The sequence below is a fragment of the Providencia huaxiensis genome (genome assembly GCF_002843235.3).
In the GTDB taxonomy this organism is placed as follows: domain Bacteria; phylum Pseudomonadota; class Gammaproteobacteria; order Enterobacterales; family Enterobacteriaceae; genus Providencia; species Providencia huaxiensis.
The window spans coordinates 2769816-2784472 of record NZ_CP031123.2 but is presented as its reverse complement, the minus strand read 5'-3'; the positions used below and the strand labels follow the sequence as shown (position 1 = coordinate 2784472).

Here is a 14657-nt window from a genome sequence, read left to right as displayed (position 1 = left end):
AAAAATCTAGACTGTAGGATAAGTTTTATTACTATGAGTAAATACTAAGAATAGTCCATAAAGTTAGTGTGTTATATCGATTTTTTTATTCGTATAAGTTAAAAAGGCACTTCATATACAAATTGAGAGGTTTTTATGAAGTTAAGTACATCAAAAGCATTATTTATCGCTGCAGCAATGACTATGCCTGTGATGGTTTATGCTAGTAATGTCCCAGTACCTGGGTTAGCAACGGATCCTCTCAACGAATGCTATGAGCAGATTGCAGATGCTCCACGGACAGCAGTTCAAGCATGTTTACAAAGTAAGCTAGATAGAGCAGATGAGATGATGAGTAAATCACTTGCAGATAATGAAACTGAACTGAAAAAAATTGACTCTTCTGCAACAGCACAAGCGATTGCTTCTCTAAAAAAATCACAGGATGCTTTTCTGGCGTTCAGAACCAGTGAGTGTCAACGTCAAGGTGATGCTTTACTTGGTGGAAGCGGAATAGGGGATGTGATGTTAGCGTGTAAGGTTAAACTGACTTATTTCAGAATTGAAGCGCTGAGTCTTTAATCGTATTTTTCATTATGTATTTTGGCGCCTTTATGTATGTCATGATGCGCTATTATCTAATATAGAAAAAACGTCTTTTCCCCTTAATTAACTTCTTAATTTTTAGTAAGGGGTTTTTAGTCATATCTTATGTCGTTATTATGAATACCCCTCTTTGAGCTAATATAAGTCGCCGAGGAGTATTTTAGTTACTGCGCTGCTTTTTTCAGTTTTTCAACTTGTTCGGCGGTGACGGGTTTACCTTGTCCACCCCACTCAGCACGTGCCCATGAAATTAAATCTGCCATTTCTTGAGGCGTTAAATCATCAGCAAAACTTGGCATGGCATACATACGCTGCCCATTCGGGAAGGTGGTGGTTGGAATACCAGTTAGTACCACACTGATAAAGGTTTCAGGGCTGTCCATGGCTAGGATAGCATTACCTTTTAACGCTGGAATACCATTTGGCACACCTTCTCCGGTGATCCCGTGGCAGCCTGCGCAGGTAGACATATACATCAAGCGGCCCGTTTCCATGGTTTGACTGACATCACCCACTTCTGGTGAACTTGCTTCAGGTAATGGCGCTGGTGGAGTTTTGGCTCCGAGTATTTTTCCTTGTTTATCGGTCATCAAATAAATCGCCATGTCATCCACATCGCTCTTTTTCATCTGACTGGTGGAAAAGTGGGTTACTGTGCTCATGTCTGCAAATGCAGAGCCTTGTGGGGCATTGCCTGTCAGTAAAAACTGGCTCAAAGAGGCGGTATCGTACCCATGTTTGGAAAGCGCTTCTGCCGTGATATCAGGGATCGCTAAACCGGCTTCTTCACCCCCTTGAAGTGACCGTGAAAACTCGACGCCCATCATTAGGTTACGTGGTGAGTGGCAAGCACCGCAGTGTGCCAAACCTTCGACAATATACGCGCCACGGTTCCACTCGGTAGAGCGTTGCGGGTCATGGGGCGCATTTTGTTTAGGAAAATTGAGTAAAGTCCAGAAGTTCATAAATGGGCGAACGGGTAGGATAAATACCCCGGTATTTTCTTTGTTTGGCACCGCCATTGGTGGAAGTGACATCACATAAGCATACAGGGCATCAATATCTTCCGATGTGGTCATATGGGTAAATACAAACGGCATCGCAGGGTAGAGATTACCTCTCTCTTTGCCAATTCCGTCTTTCAAAGCACGATGGAAATCAGCACGGGTATAGTTACCGATACCAAATTGCTTATCAGGCGTTATATTTGTGGAGTAAATGGTACCGAAAGGGGTTCCGATAGCACGACCACCCGCAGCCAATGGCCCTTCAGGTAATGAGTGGCAACCAAAGCAATCCCCAGCGGTTGCCAGTTCTTGTCCTCTAGGCAGTAACTTGGCGACTTCTTCTGAGGTCAGCGGTTTATCTAAATCAGGGCCGATACTGGAGGTACGAAAAGCGCCAAACAGGATCGCAAGCATTAATATTATGAATAATAAGATAATAATATAAATGCTCTTACGTAGAGAGCTGGATTTAGCCATGATGTTTCCCCCTAGTCGATCACGCAGCCAGGAGTGTCAAGAGCGACTTTCCTCACAGCTTCATAGTAGCGTACATAACCTGTACAACGGCAAATATGCTCATTGAGGGCTTCTTCAATGGCGTGTTCGAGTTGGTCACGTTTCACTGGGTTTTTCTTCAGTTTATCAAGAAATACCGTCGCGCCCGTGACAAAACCGGGCGCACAATAACCGCATTGGAACGAAAAGTTTTCGATAAAAGCTTGTTGAATTGGCGTTAATTCAACAACTTTGCCTTGTTCATCTAGTTTGGCTTGCCCTTCGATGGTCACAATATTTTTATTGTTGAAATAATGGGCACCAAAGATACAGGTGCGGCTTTCAACCGTTGAACCATCGGGCTGGATTTCCATAATGGTGCAAGCATGGCAGATCCCTTGTCCGCAACCAAAGTGGGTGCCAGTGAGGTCTAGGTATTCATGTAGAAACTCAATCATTGGCATCCCAACAGGGACATCAATAGGACCAACTTTTTGGCCGTTAATGGTCAGTGTTAGTGGCTTGCGCTCAATAATCGGAACGGCATTGTTGATTTTCATGAGAGTGCCTTTTTAATTTTATCTACCGTGATAGGAAATTCATAGAAACGCTTGCCTGTCGCATGGGTTAATGCATTACTCGTCGCAGGTAAGATTGGGATCATCCCCAGTTCAGCCATGCCTTTTGGTGGCGAAGTTTCTGAGAGAGGTGGTAAGTAATCAATGGTTTGCTGCCAAACCGCCACATCTTTTGCGCGCGGTAGGACATAACGATTAAAGTTCCATGTCCCGTTACCTGGCCCATCTTCATACAGTGGTAATTCTTCCATCAATGCATGGCCAATACCCATCGCGGTACCTCCTTGGATCTGGCCTGAAACTAATTCAGGGACAATCATAGTACCGGGGTCCATAATCATATGGTGGCGCATGACATCGACCTCACCTGTCATCGTGTTGACGTTGAGCTCGACTAGGCAAGAAGCGGGTGTGACCGTTGTGGGGTCTGCTTTTGCGCGTTGTGTGGGGGGGTAATAGGCAATTTTACGTTTAATAAAATGATAACCGCCAGTTGTCATCTGTTTTTTTAGTTCTTGTGGAGCACCCTCGCCATAACGAACGGATATCGCATCAAGAGGCAGATTTTTTAAGCCCACCGTTGGGATATCGAATTCTGCGCGAGCCCACTGCCAGCTGGAATAGCCATGAACAGCAACCCCGGTGATGAGCCCCATCTCATGGGCTCTTTTGGCTAAAATGTCAAAAGGAATGGGCTTCATTCCGCCACCGCCAATACCTTCTGGGCCAACGCGGATATCGGCAAATTCAACATTTAAGCCGTTGAACGCACCGCCGCCGGGCCCTTCACTCCAAATGCTTTTGGCCGCAGGCCAGAGGGTATTTTCCAATAAAAAATGACCCGCTTGGCGCGTGCCGAACCCAATGTAATAAACACCGCTCGATGAACTCATGTCAGGGATCAGAGCAGGAGTCCAATAGGGATCAGTTTTGGACAATTCGTCTTGTTTTTTCTGGTCGGCCCAACTGGTTTTAAGCGGTAGTTCTTCAAACTCAGTCACCCCAAACTCAACCACATCAGGGGCTTTGCTGAGTGCTTGCCATACCATTACTTGCTGCGCGGTTGTACCACCTGTACCAATCTCTTGCATACAATGGCGCATTGTTAGCTTGCCATTGATATCAAATTCGAGGGAAAGAATGGTAGGGACACCACTAGAGCCATAAACTTGCTGCACTTGTGCGAAGCCAACACCGTATAGCTTACCGGGGTTTTTCGCTTCATAATTGGCTTTGTTTTTCTCACGATCGACCCAAATCGGGTGTTTTTCTGCGAGATTTAACATTTCGACATTGCGAGGATCACCGGCGATAACACCGCCTTGTGTATTCGGATAACCTTCTAAAATAGCATTACGGCGGCGCAGTTCAATCGGGTCAATATTGAGGTTGTGAGCGATTTCATCGACCATCAATTCAGTGACAGCCATCGATTGCAAGGAACCAAAGCCACGCATTGAGCCCGCTTCGACAGCCGGAGTGGCCATGGCGAGAGCGGTGAGGTCAGATTTAGGGAAATAATAAATAGATTGGGCGCCGCGTACCGCAACGTGGGATACGGCAACGGAGAGGTTTTCACGGCCTCCACCATTACAGTTGTAAGTGCCTTTTAAAACATCAAATTTACCGGTTTTTTTATCACCAATAATGGTGACATCCATCTCGATGGAGTGGCGTTTCATCCCCATTTGGAATTGTTCATAGCGGTCATTTGCCATGCGAACAGGCAAGCCATCAGCGTAGAAACTGGCAACCATCGAATAGAAAGGGAAAACTGAATAGTCTTTTGAGCCGTAACCGACAGTCGAACCGGTTAATAATACAATGTTTTCGACGGAAAAATGTTTGTTGTGTTTAGATAGCTCAGCCGTGGCATTGACCACACCAGCAGGAGATTGCGTTGCTGTTAAGATATGCAGCGTTTTGGTTTGTGCGTCATACCAAGTATTACAGTTATCAGGCTCCATCGCGCAAGGGTCGATGGATTGTGAAAAACCATGGCGTTCAATCACAAACTTATCAGGGTTCTGGCGAGCGGCTGCAATTTCTTGCTCAATTTGCCGTGCATAATCCATCGCTTTTTCTTGTTTATCAGGGCTCTTTTCTGCCTGATGAAGGGCTTGAATAAAGCCGCCACCACGATCTTTACGGATTACGGGTGGAATAGAAATGGCGTGTTTGGGGTCATAAGGTGGCCAAATAGGCGTATTGCCATCGAACCCGCCTTTAATACCCGAATCTTGATAAGGAGAAAAGATAGAAGGCGAAAGTGGGGTGTCACCACCAATACGCACATATCGCGCTGCACCGTAGTTAGCGGGCGGTTTTGGCCCTGTCACCGTTCCATATTTTACGGTATTTGTCGCAAAGCGTAACATCCGCTGCGCTGCACTGTATTTATCGAAATCATGATAAATCAAGATAGCAACTGGGTGGCCAATAATTGGCGGGGTATCCCCTAGAGGCACTAGAATATTAGTGCCATAGAAGCCTTTTCCCATACTGGTGTCTTGAGGGATATTTAAGCCATCACGGATAAGGTCTTCTTGTAAAACAACTTTATCAGGCTGTAAATTTGGACCTAACATTGAAATATCAATGCCTTCAAAGGTTTTATCTGCCTCTGTTGCTTTTAACATAAAGGCATAGCTTTGTTTTTTAGGCCAGCCAGGGATGTCTTTAGCGCGGTAATCACGAGCAAAATTTTTACGGCCAGTAACTTTTTCAACGCCATCCCAGCGAAAACGTGCTTTACCATTTTGACCAATCCAATCCGTTGATGGAGAGTCAGAATCGAGCTCCATTGCTATCGCAAAAGGGAGTTTGCCGACCATCACTGCAATGCCTGCAATCGTGCCTAGTTTGATGAAGTTACGTCTAGAAATATGACCCGACATAGTGTGCTCCCTGATTATATTTTTAGGGTTTTTATTATGAGCAATGGAAGTAAATAATATTTTTTAGCCATGCACTATAAGACTGTTTTATTTTGATTAAATTAGCTCACAATTCGATGACTAATATCAGATAGCTCAGTAAGTTACACAAATATTATGGGTATCTGTAATGATATATCAAGAATGAGTAAGGGGATTTATACAAGAAAGTGAATAATATTGTTGGAGTCATCTTAATATGACAGTATTGAATAAAATAACTGAGCTTTATTAGAATGTATTTTATTTAAATGATATTAATTCTTATTAATGAATAATTAAATCAATATGTATTCTATTATATAGAGTATATTCCTATAAGGGGATTAAATAGAGGCCAGTCGGGCTCATTAAATATTAACAAGCCCGACTGGTCATTTTTCGTCATTATTGACGTAAAGATTTAATATGCTCCGGGGTGACATCGGCAGGCTGTCCTCCCCATTGAACGCGAAGGAAGTTCACTAACTCACTAATTTGTTGGTCATTTAGCTTATTAGCAAACCCTGGCATACTTTGCATGTTTTGGTTATTAGGAAACGGCTGTTCAGGTAAACCATCTAAAATAGCGTTAATTAGGTTAGTGCTATCCGCATCACGTAATGTTGAATTTCCTTTCATTGCCACGGCAACATTCGGTTTGCCGCTACCATCATAAGAGTGGCAGCCGGAGCAGGTTTCTAAATAAATTTGGCGGCCTTGTGCGTTACCTTCCCCCATTCTTAATGGTGAAGTGGCTGGTGGGTTATCGCCCATTAAATAGGTGGCTATGGCACTATTATCTTCTGGAGTTAAATGTTGTGAACTCAGATAAATTACAGGGTGCATATCACTGTAGGCGGAACCTTGTGGCGTGAGCCCAGTCATGAAAAACTGCTGTAAATCTTCTTTTGTCCATCCTCGTTCTGCAAGCGCTTTCGGGGTAATATCTGGCGCCATAAAACGGCCTAATGCACCGCCTTTCATAAAGTTATCTAAATCCATTTCACCCAGTTTCCCTCTTGGCGTATGGCATTCGGCACAATGCTCTAATACATTAACTAAATACCGGCCACGTAGCCATTCAGAGGAGCTACCTTGTGAGCTATCTGGGAGCGGTTTGTCGTTAAAAAACAATAAATTCCAGCCAATCATTGCCATACGTTGGTTCAATGGGAATGGCAATGAATTTTCAGGTGGCGCGACATCAACTGCGGGTTGACTCATCAAATAACTGTAAATAGCGTCAGAATCTTCACGAGTGATCCCTTTGTAAGAGGTATAAGGCATGGCCGGATAAAGATTTTTACTCGGCGGTGAAATTCCTTGGGTCAGTGCTTTATAAAAATCATCTTTTGTCCAGCGGCCGATACCAAAGTCAGCTGAAGGGGTTAAGTTGCTGCTGTAGATTATCCCAAATGGAGTATCTAGAGGAAAACCACCGGCTAATGGCGCGCCATCAGCGCTGGTGTGGCATGCAGCGCAGTCACCAGCAAGGGCGAGATAACGGCCCCGCTCAATTTCTTGGGGAGTCGCGGTGACTTTCTGTACCGGGCCATCTAAGGTACGGCTTTCATACCAGTAGAGCACCGCCCAAACGATGATAGCGATGGCTATCAACCATAAAATAATTCGTTTGATCATTTTATTGCCTCCTTGATAAGACCAGGAGTCGCAAGAACCACATCGCGTACTGCTTCATAATAGCGGACATAGCCCGTACAACGGCAAATATGGTTATTTAGAGCTTGTTTGATAGCATCTTCTAGTTCTTCTTCTGCAATAGGGTTTCGCTGAAGTTCTTCAATAAATACGGTAGCGGCATTCACAAACCCTGGGGTGCAGTAACCACACTGAAAACTGAAATGTTCAACAAAAGCTTGCTGAACCGGGGATAGTTTTACCTCTCCATTTTCTTCTTTAGTGGCCGCCCCTTCGATAGTCCGAATACTTTTATTATTGAAAAAATGGGCGCCAGTAATACAGGTGCGGATCTCTTCGCTGGTACCAGATGGATTATCTAAGATAACAACGCATGCATGGCAGATACCTTGACCACAGCCTAGGCGAGAACCTGTTAGGTCGACATATTCATGAAGAAAGTCGATCATCATGAGGCCTTCAGGCACGTCCATTGGTCCATACTGTTGGCCATTAATGGTTAAGGTAAGGGGAAGGAAATTTAGGCTCATGATATTACCTCTAAAATGTCTTTTGTGCGTACAGGCAAATGCAAGAAATGATGACCAGTTGCATCTGCAATGGCATTAACGATGGCTGAAACCACCGGGATCATAACAACCTCAGCAACGCCTTTCGGCGGGTCAGTGTCCGAAAGTCCTGGTAGGACTTCGTTGGTTTGTTGCCAAACAGCAACGTCACTGGCAAGAGGGAGGTGATAACGGTTGAAGTTCCATGTCCCATTACCGGGGCCATCTTCGTAGAGAGGTAAATATTCATGGAGCGCATGGCCGATACCCATTGCTAATCCACCTTGAATTTGCCCTGAAACCAGCTGTGGAACAATGAGATTACCGCATTCCACCACGCTGTGATGGTTGAGTAATTCAACATGTCCCGTCGCTTTGTCGACGGAGAGCTCTGTCACCGTGGCAACGGCACTGTAGTATGTAACTCCGGCATTATTTCTTTGTGTATCAGGGTAATACGCTTTCTCGCGGTGGCAAACTTGGTATTCTTTATCGGCAAATCGTAGCGATAGCCCATCAATCGGTAAACGGCGGGTTTCTCCCTGAATAGGGAATTCCGCTTCAGCCCATTGCCAGCGGTTAAATACGTGGCACACTGCGCCGGTTACTCCGCCCATTGCAAAAGTGCGTTCAATTAAGCGCGATAAACTCAGCACCTCGAGCCCATCAGCGGTTAAGCCTTCAGCAACCCAACGTGCATCTTCACGACGAACAACGAGAGGAGCAGCTTGCCCGCCACCAATGCCTTCTTGCCAAATTGACATAGCCGCTGGCCATAACCCATGTTCAAAAATAAGGCGCGCTGCAGCTTCGGTGCTATGGGTGAAATAATAGGCGGAATTACTGGCACTCGCAGGTGAGCAGTAGTTCGGTGTCCATAATGGGTTTTGAGCTAGGTGGTTTTGTTCATCTTGTGACATGGCAAATGGGTTACCTGTCGATACCATCGGTAAAATTGACCAATCAACAACAGAAAAATGAGCTTGTTCCGCAGGCTTTCCTAACCATTTAGCGCAAACCACCGATTGTGACGTGGACATGCCTGTACCAATTTCTGCACCACTATGGTAAATGGCAATTTTCCCCTCGGGGGTGAGTTCCACGCGAGCAAAGGAGGATTCCGCGCCTGTTCCGAAGTCTTTTTGCACACAAGAAATCCCTGTGCCAAATAGTTTACCGCTATTTTTCGCTTCGAAGTCGGCTTTACGTTTGGCTCTATCTGTCCACATTGGATGCGCAGCACAGCGAGTTAACACTTCATCTGCACGAATAGCGCCACCAGGGATTGCCCCTTGGGTATTTTTCATCCCAGACTTGATGATATTTTTAAGGCGGAACTCGATGGGGTCGGCTTTGAGTAGTTTTGCGGCTTCTTCCATTAACATATCGGTTGCAGCCATGGCTTGTAATGTGCCATAACCGCGAGCTGAACCTGCATCTACTGCTCGTGATGCAATACCGACCGCTGATAAATCACTGCGAGGAATATAATAGATAGCTTGGGCACCTGTAGCCCCGACCATAACAACGGAAGGCGTAAAATTACAGCGACCACCGCCGTCACCGATAAAAGAAGCTGAAAGAGCTTCAATTTTATGCGTTTTTTTATTAACCGCTAAGGTGTAATCCATATCGAAAGCATGGCGTTTGATGGTGGATTGAAATTGTTCATAACGGTCATTAGCCAGACGAATAGGGACTCCGTCTCCATATAATGTTGCCATCGCCCCATAATAGGGGAATGGAGTGTGGTCTTTAGAACCATAACCAACGGTAAAACAAGGGTGTAGGAAAATTTGCTTAATTGGGAAATGTGATTTTGCCAACATCTCTGGTAATGATGCCGCAACCTCCTGAGGGGACTGTGTCGGAATAACAAGATGGAATGACTGTGTTTTGGCGTCGTACCAACCGTTAGCATTATCAGGCTCTAAGGCGGCAGTATCTATCGATTGAGAAAAGTATTTTCGTTTGATCACTAACCAGTCTTCTGGCGGGTTTTCCAGTTGTTTGGCGAGCTCATCAGCATATAGCATGCCTTGTTGGTCTAATTTTCCACCTTCGCGGCCTTCAGGCCAAACGGGTAAGTGTTTTTTCATGCCAATAGGGGAGATTGGCATGTCTTTTAGGCTTGAGTAAATATCGGGCTCATAAGGGTTTTCATTGCCAACTCGCACGCCACGGTAGCTTCCCCATGGGTCTCGTTCTAATGGGCCAGTTAATGCACCATATTGGATAACATCGTCACGGAATTTTAAGGTTTCTTTGGCAAAACGGAATTTAGCAAAATCATGGTAAATCAATAATGCGACGGCTTGGCCGAGGTAGGCTGGTGTTTTTCCTTCAGGAAGCAATAGATCCTCGCCATAAAATTCAGGGAAAGCGACACCATCTTTTTCTAAATCACTTGCGGTTACGATGCGGTCAGGCATCAGGCCATCTTTTAGCAGATCAAGGTTAAAGCCTTGGTAAATTTTATCGGCTTGAGTCACGCGGAGTAAAAATGCATGGCCTTGTTGTTTTGGCCAGTGAGGGATATCACGTGCACGAATGTCTCTGGCGAAGACTTTCTCCCCTTGGACTTTGGCAAAACCATCAATACGGAATTTGATTTGTTTGTCGACCGGGTTCCAGTCAGGAGATTGAAGGATTTTTTCTTCGAATAGCACATCGAAAGCACGGCTATACAAAGGGGCTAAATAAACAGATATTCCCGCTATAACGGCACATTTTAGAAAGTGTCTGCGGGAGAGTTCGACATTGCTTTTGCTCATAATACACCCTTACACTTATTATTATTACATCAGTATTTTTATTTTTATAGTCACATAGAAAAATTACTTGTATCACATTTATATTATACTTCTCTTAATAATTTTCAAATTAATGATTAAGTAGTTCTTGTGATCTTACTGAATATACTTTATTTATGAGGTATGCAATCAGTATATCGATTTAAAATAAAAACTATGAATATTGGCATTTTAATATTGGCAGCAGGAAAAAGTGAACGTTTTCAAAATGCTGGAGGTAAAGGAAGTAAATTAAACTTTGTGTTAGAGGAAAACACAGTTTTTGAAAAAACACTATGTAATTCAATTGATAGTGGACTTCCTATGCATGTGGTAACACGGCCTGAGAATGAAGGTGTCATTAATAATTGTTTACAATTTAATATTCCATACTCATTGATCAATAGTAATGGGTTAGGCGACTCAATCGCATTTGGTGTTAAAAACACTTCAAATTTAGATGGGTGGATAATTCATTTGGCGGATATGCCATACATCAATAGCCATTTATTTATCCGTGTAGCGAATAAATTAAAACAATATACATTAGTAAGGCCAGTATATAATGGCTTGCCGGGACATCCTGTGGGAATATCTGCAAAATATTATTCAGATTTAATTAAATTGTCTGGAGATGAAGGGGCAAAATCAATATTACAGAATAATTTTGTCTATAAACTAGACATAAATGATGAAAATGTTGTGAAAGATATTGATTATCCAAGTGTTGATAACGAGTAAGGAACAAATATGTTGCGTGAAGATGTTTTTGTTATCTCCCAAGCTGTTGATTGGATAAAAGAGCAGCCAGTTTGGTTATGTACGGTATTGAATACTTATGGCTCTTCGCCTAGAAGTCCTGGCTCCTTGCTGGTTGCAAAACAGAATGGCCAATATGTAGGCTCGCTTTCTGGTGGCTGCATTGAAGAGGATTTTATTCAACGAATCAAAAATATTGATTATGTTAGTCGCAGCCAAGTTGTTCGCTATGGAAGAGGTGGGATTGAAACTAAAGTCAACTTGCCCTGTGATGGCAGCTTAGATGTTTTGATTGAATATTTACCCAATAATGAAAAATCGCTTCATTACCTTGTTGAGATCCAAAATGCGCTATTGGGTTATTCGGCGATTATCAAGAAAGTCACCTTGCCGCAGAGCGGTGAAATTCATATAGCTAATAAATCAGAGCAACCAACACAGATAGAACGTGATGGTGATAAAATTCAGCTATATATTGCGGCTCCTCCTCGGTTAATTATTGCAGGAATTTCTACCGTCGGAGCTTATTGCGCTAATTTTGCCTTAACATTAGGGTTTGAGGTCATTATTTGCGATCACCGAGAAGACGAACTAGCGCGGTTTGCACCACAAATTCCACCTCAAGTTGAGGTTGTTTCTTTATTTCCCGCTCGCTATTTAGAAGAACAAGGTTGTTCTCCAAATACTGCCATTGTTTCCTTAACCCATGATCCCCGAATTGATGATTTAACACTGATGGAGTCGGTTAATACAGATGCTTTTTACATTGGTGCAATGGGGTCAGTAAGAACGAGTGCTCGCCGTCGTGAACGGCTTATCGCATCCGGTGGGATGACGGAAGAGGAAATAGAGCGTATCCATGCCCCCATTGGTATTCCGATAGGTAGCAAAACACCACCTGAAATTGCTTTAGCGATAATGGCCGACATTGTTGCTTATAAAAATGGCGTGACCTCATCAGATACTGCATATAAAACTAAGAAATTGATGGGTATAAATTAAATATAACGTAATTGTATTTCTAATAGCTCACGCCATTTTAGATGGCGGAGCTAATTACAAATAATCTAGTTAATATATGGAGGTAATCGCTTCTCCCATTTTCACCAAATATTTTGATGCATCATACCGATCGGTAATTATTTCAATGTAAGCTGCGGTCTCTAGAGTTTCAATATGCAGTAAGGTGTCATTGAGTTCCTCGCAGGTTGTTACTTTTTTACAATACCAATCATCACACCCAAGTGCCGAAGGTAGTTGTGCATAATTCCATTTAGCAACATCGTTATAATAATATTCAGGTTCTCGACAAAATAGTCGCTCGATAAGGTAGCCATCGTTATTTAGAACAAAAATAATAGGTTTTAATCCGAATCGTGCAAATTGACTAATTTCTTGCATAGTTAATTGATGAGCACCTTCACCGGTTATTAAAATAATACGACGAGAGGGAGATGCTAAGGCTGCACCTAATGCAGCAGGAGTCGCCCAACCAATTGATCCCCACAAAGATTGAGTTTGAAAGGATGCACCTTTAGGTAAAAGTGCAAATGCTAAGCCCATGGTGAATGTGCCTGTATCACCAAATATCATATCGTTAGGTTTGAGCATTTTTTCTAATCGAGGGTATAAGAATGTTTCCGTTATTTCTTTTGTGGCTGAAACGATTGGCTCCCCAAGTGATTGTGCTCTTGGGAATGAATTTTGACTAAAAGGATAATGAGTAGGAGATATTAAATTATTCTTTAAGGCTAAAAGAATATCCTTCATATAAATATTATTGTAGCATTGGCCATCTATAATTACGTAGTTATCCATAATATGGATGATGTCTTCAGTTTTAATATTTGAGGTATAACAAGCCGTATTAAAATCTGACATAATTGTGCCGAAATTTAAAATACAATCACAGCTTTCTACAAATGAAGTCACTTGTGGATTGATGAAATCACCTGCATACATTCCCATATATTGTGTGTTAGTTTCATCTAACACGCTCTTATCCATAAAGAGGGTTGCATAGGGAATTTGGGTATGTTCAATAATATCTTGTAACTCTTTTTCTAGCCCTAAACGTAAAGATATAGAGCCAGCCAATAGACAGGCTTGTTTACTATTAATTAATTTATTAATTATCTGATTAACGGTGATTTTTAGCGTTTTTGAACAGCTTTTTGGCTCTAATGATAAGGGGGTGTTAGTTTGTTTGATAATAGGCTGCATTGCAAAATCAGCAGGTAATCCAAAATAAACTGGGCGTCGTTCATGTAATGCACAAGCTATTAGTCGCTTTGTTTCTTCAATACAATTCTCAGGGGTAATGATGGCATGAGCACAGACAATATGCTGGCTCATTTTATAAAATGCATCATAGTTTCCATTTCCTAATGTATGATGAGCAATGCGTTGGTTTTGCTGTGATTGGCTTGGTGGCATCCCAACTAAGTGAAATATTGGTAATCGTTCTGCAAAAGAACCCGCTATCGCATTTAGCGCACTTAGTTCGCCAACGCCAAATGTTGTTGATAATGCGGCCATTCCTTTAACTCTAGCATACCCATCAGCAGCATAGGCTGCATTGAGTTCATTGCAGTTACCAACCCAACGTAAATAAGGCATTGTACAAACCGTATCATTAGTAGGAAAGGAATAATCACCCGGTACACCAAAAATATCTTCAATTCCTAAGTCATATAGTTTAGATAAAATATATTCAATCACAGTTTCGTTCATTTTATTTCTCCAATTATTAATTAATAATAGTCTTGTGATTTTTATTTTTATAAAATTAATACTAATTAATGTGGTAAATAATAAAATATTATTATTCGTAATGGGATTGAGTATATTTGTTAAATTGAAAAATAGTCATTTTCTATCTGATAGAATGAATTGAAAAATAATGAATAAAAAGCAGCAGATCTTTATTATAAGATCTCGCTGCTATTATTAAATGTAATATTAAAATTTAGCGGCTGTTACCATTATTTCAACAAGCACTTGGTCTCGAGCCATATTGGCTTCAACAGCAGCACGGGCTGGGCTGCTTTCAACTGGCATCCATTTTTCCCACACAGCGTTAAACGCTGAAAAATCCCTTGCCATATCTTTAATCCAAACTTGAGCAGATAAAATTCGAGTTTTATCACTGTCGCTTGCAGCGAGTAAGGCATCAATTTTCGCTAAAACCTCAGTTGTTTGTTGAATTATGTCACCAGTTAGATCATTAGGCACTTGCCCTGATAAATAAACTATCCCTGCATATTCAACGCTGTCTGCTAAGCGTGGTTTCGGGTTGTTCCGTTTAATTGACATG

11 protein-coding genes are annotated in these 14657 nt (G+C 42.5%); 3 read left to right on the top strand and 8 right to left on the bottom strand.

Translation table 11 applies throughout. From position 1 onward, the window contains the following. Window positions 1–135: 135 nt before the first annotated feature. Window positions 136–561 (top strand): lysozyme inhibitor LprI family protein, encoded by a 426-nt coding sequence (gene umoC / locus CYG50_RS14460; protein ID WP_102140101.1) that lies wholly within the window; start codon window positions 136–138, stop codon window positions 559–561. Between the two features lie 188 nt (window positions 562–749). Here the strand turns inward: umoC and CYG50_RS14455 are convergent, their stop codons facing one another. The 6 genes from CYG50_RS14455 to CYG50_RS14430 all read right to left on the bottom strand — a co-directional run bounded on the left by CYG50_RS14455 (window position 750) and on the right by CYG50_RS14430 (window position 10564). After that, complete coding sequence (locus CYG50_RS14455) at window positions 750–2069, bottom strand: cytochrome c (protein WP_102140100.1); 1320 nt, start codon at window positions 2067–2069, stop codon at window positions 750–752. Window positions 2070–2080: 11 nt separating this feature from the next. Continuing rightward, window positions 2081–2647, bottom strand: coding sequence for a (2Fe-2S)-binding protein (locus CYG50_RS14450; protein WP_102140099.1), 567 nt, complete (start codon window positions 2645–2647; stop codon window positions 2081–2083). Beyond that, the gene (locus tag CYG50_RS14445) at window positions 2644–5562 is read right to left on the bottom strand and encodes a xanthine dehydrogenase family protein molybdopterin-binding subunit (protein ID WP_102140098.1); all 2919 of its coding nucleotides are present in this window, start codon (window positions 5560–5562) and stop codon (window positions 2644–2646) included. The genes CYG50_RS14450 and CYG50_RS14445 overlap by 4 nt, the downstream gene beginning before the upstream one ends. Window positions 5563–5988: 426 nt before the next feature. After that, a complete protein-coding gene (locus CYG50_RS14440; RefSeq protein ID WP_102140097.1) occupies window positions 5989–7224 on the bottom strand; it encodes a c-type cytochrome in 1236 nt (411 codons plus the stop codon). Next, entirely contained in the window at window positions 7221–7772 is a 552-nt protein-coding gene (locus tag CYG50_RS14435; RefSeq protein ID WP_102140096.1) for a (2Fe-2S)-binding protein, read from the bottom strand. The genes CYG50_RS14440 and CYG50_RS14435 overlap by 4 nt, the downstream gene beginning before the upstream one ends. Beyond that, on the bottom strand, window positions 7769–10564 hold the full coding sequence (locus tag CYG50_RS14430) for a xanthine dehydrogenase family protein molybdopterin-binding subunit (protein WP_102140095.1): 2796 nt from the start codon (window positions 10562–10564) through the stop codon (window positions 7769–7771). Before CYG50_RS14430 ends, CYG50_RS14435 begins: the two co-directional genes overlap by 4 nt. Window positions 10565–10759: 195 nt before the next feature. Between CYG50_RS14430 and CYG50_RS14425 the strand changes: the two genes are divergently transcribed. Together CYG50_RS14425 and CYG50_RS14420 are read left to right on the top strand one after the other, a co-directional pair. After that, window positions 10760–11323 carry a nucleotidyltransferase family protein gene (locus tag CYG50_RS14425; protein WP_102140094.1) on the top strand — a complete coding sequence of 188 codons (564 nt, stop codon included), beginning with the start codon at window positions 10760–10762 and terminating at the stop codon, window positions 11321–11323. Between the two features lie 9 nt (window positions 11324–11332). Beyond that, window positions 11333–12343, top strand: a complete 1011-nt coding sequence (locus CYG50_RS14420) for an XdhC family protein (RefSeq protein ID WP_102140093.1) — start codon at window positions 11333–11335, stop codon at window positions 12341–12343. Between the two features lie 69 nt (window positions 12344–12412). Here CYG50_RS14420 and CYG50_RS14415 read toward each other — a convergent pair whose 3' ends face one another. Continuing rightward, window positions 12413–14074 (bottom strand): alpha-keto acid decarboxylase family protein, encoded by a 1662-nt coding sequence (locus CYG50_RS14415; RefSeq protein ID WP_102140092.1) that lies wholly within the window; start codon window positions 14072–14074, stop codon window positions 12413–12415. A 228-nt stretch (window positions 14075–14302) separates the two neighbouring features. Continuing rightward, window positions 14303–14656, bottom strand: a complete 354-nt coding sequence (locus CYG50_RS14410) for a RidA family protein (protein ID WP_102140091.1) — start codon at window positions 14654–14656, stop codon at window positions 14303–14305. Between the last annotated feature and the right edge of the window lies 1 nt (window position 14657).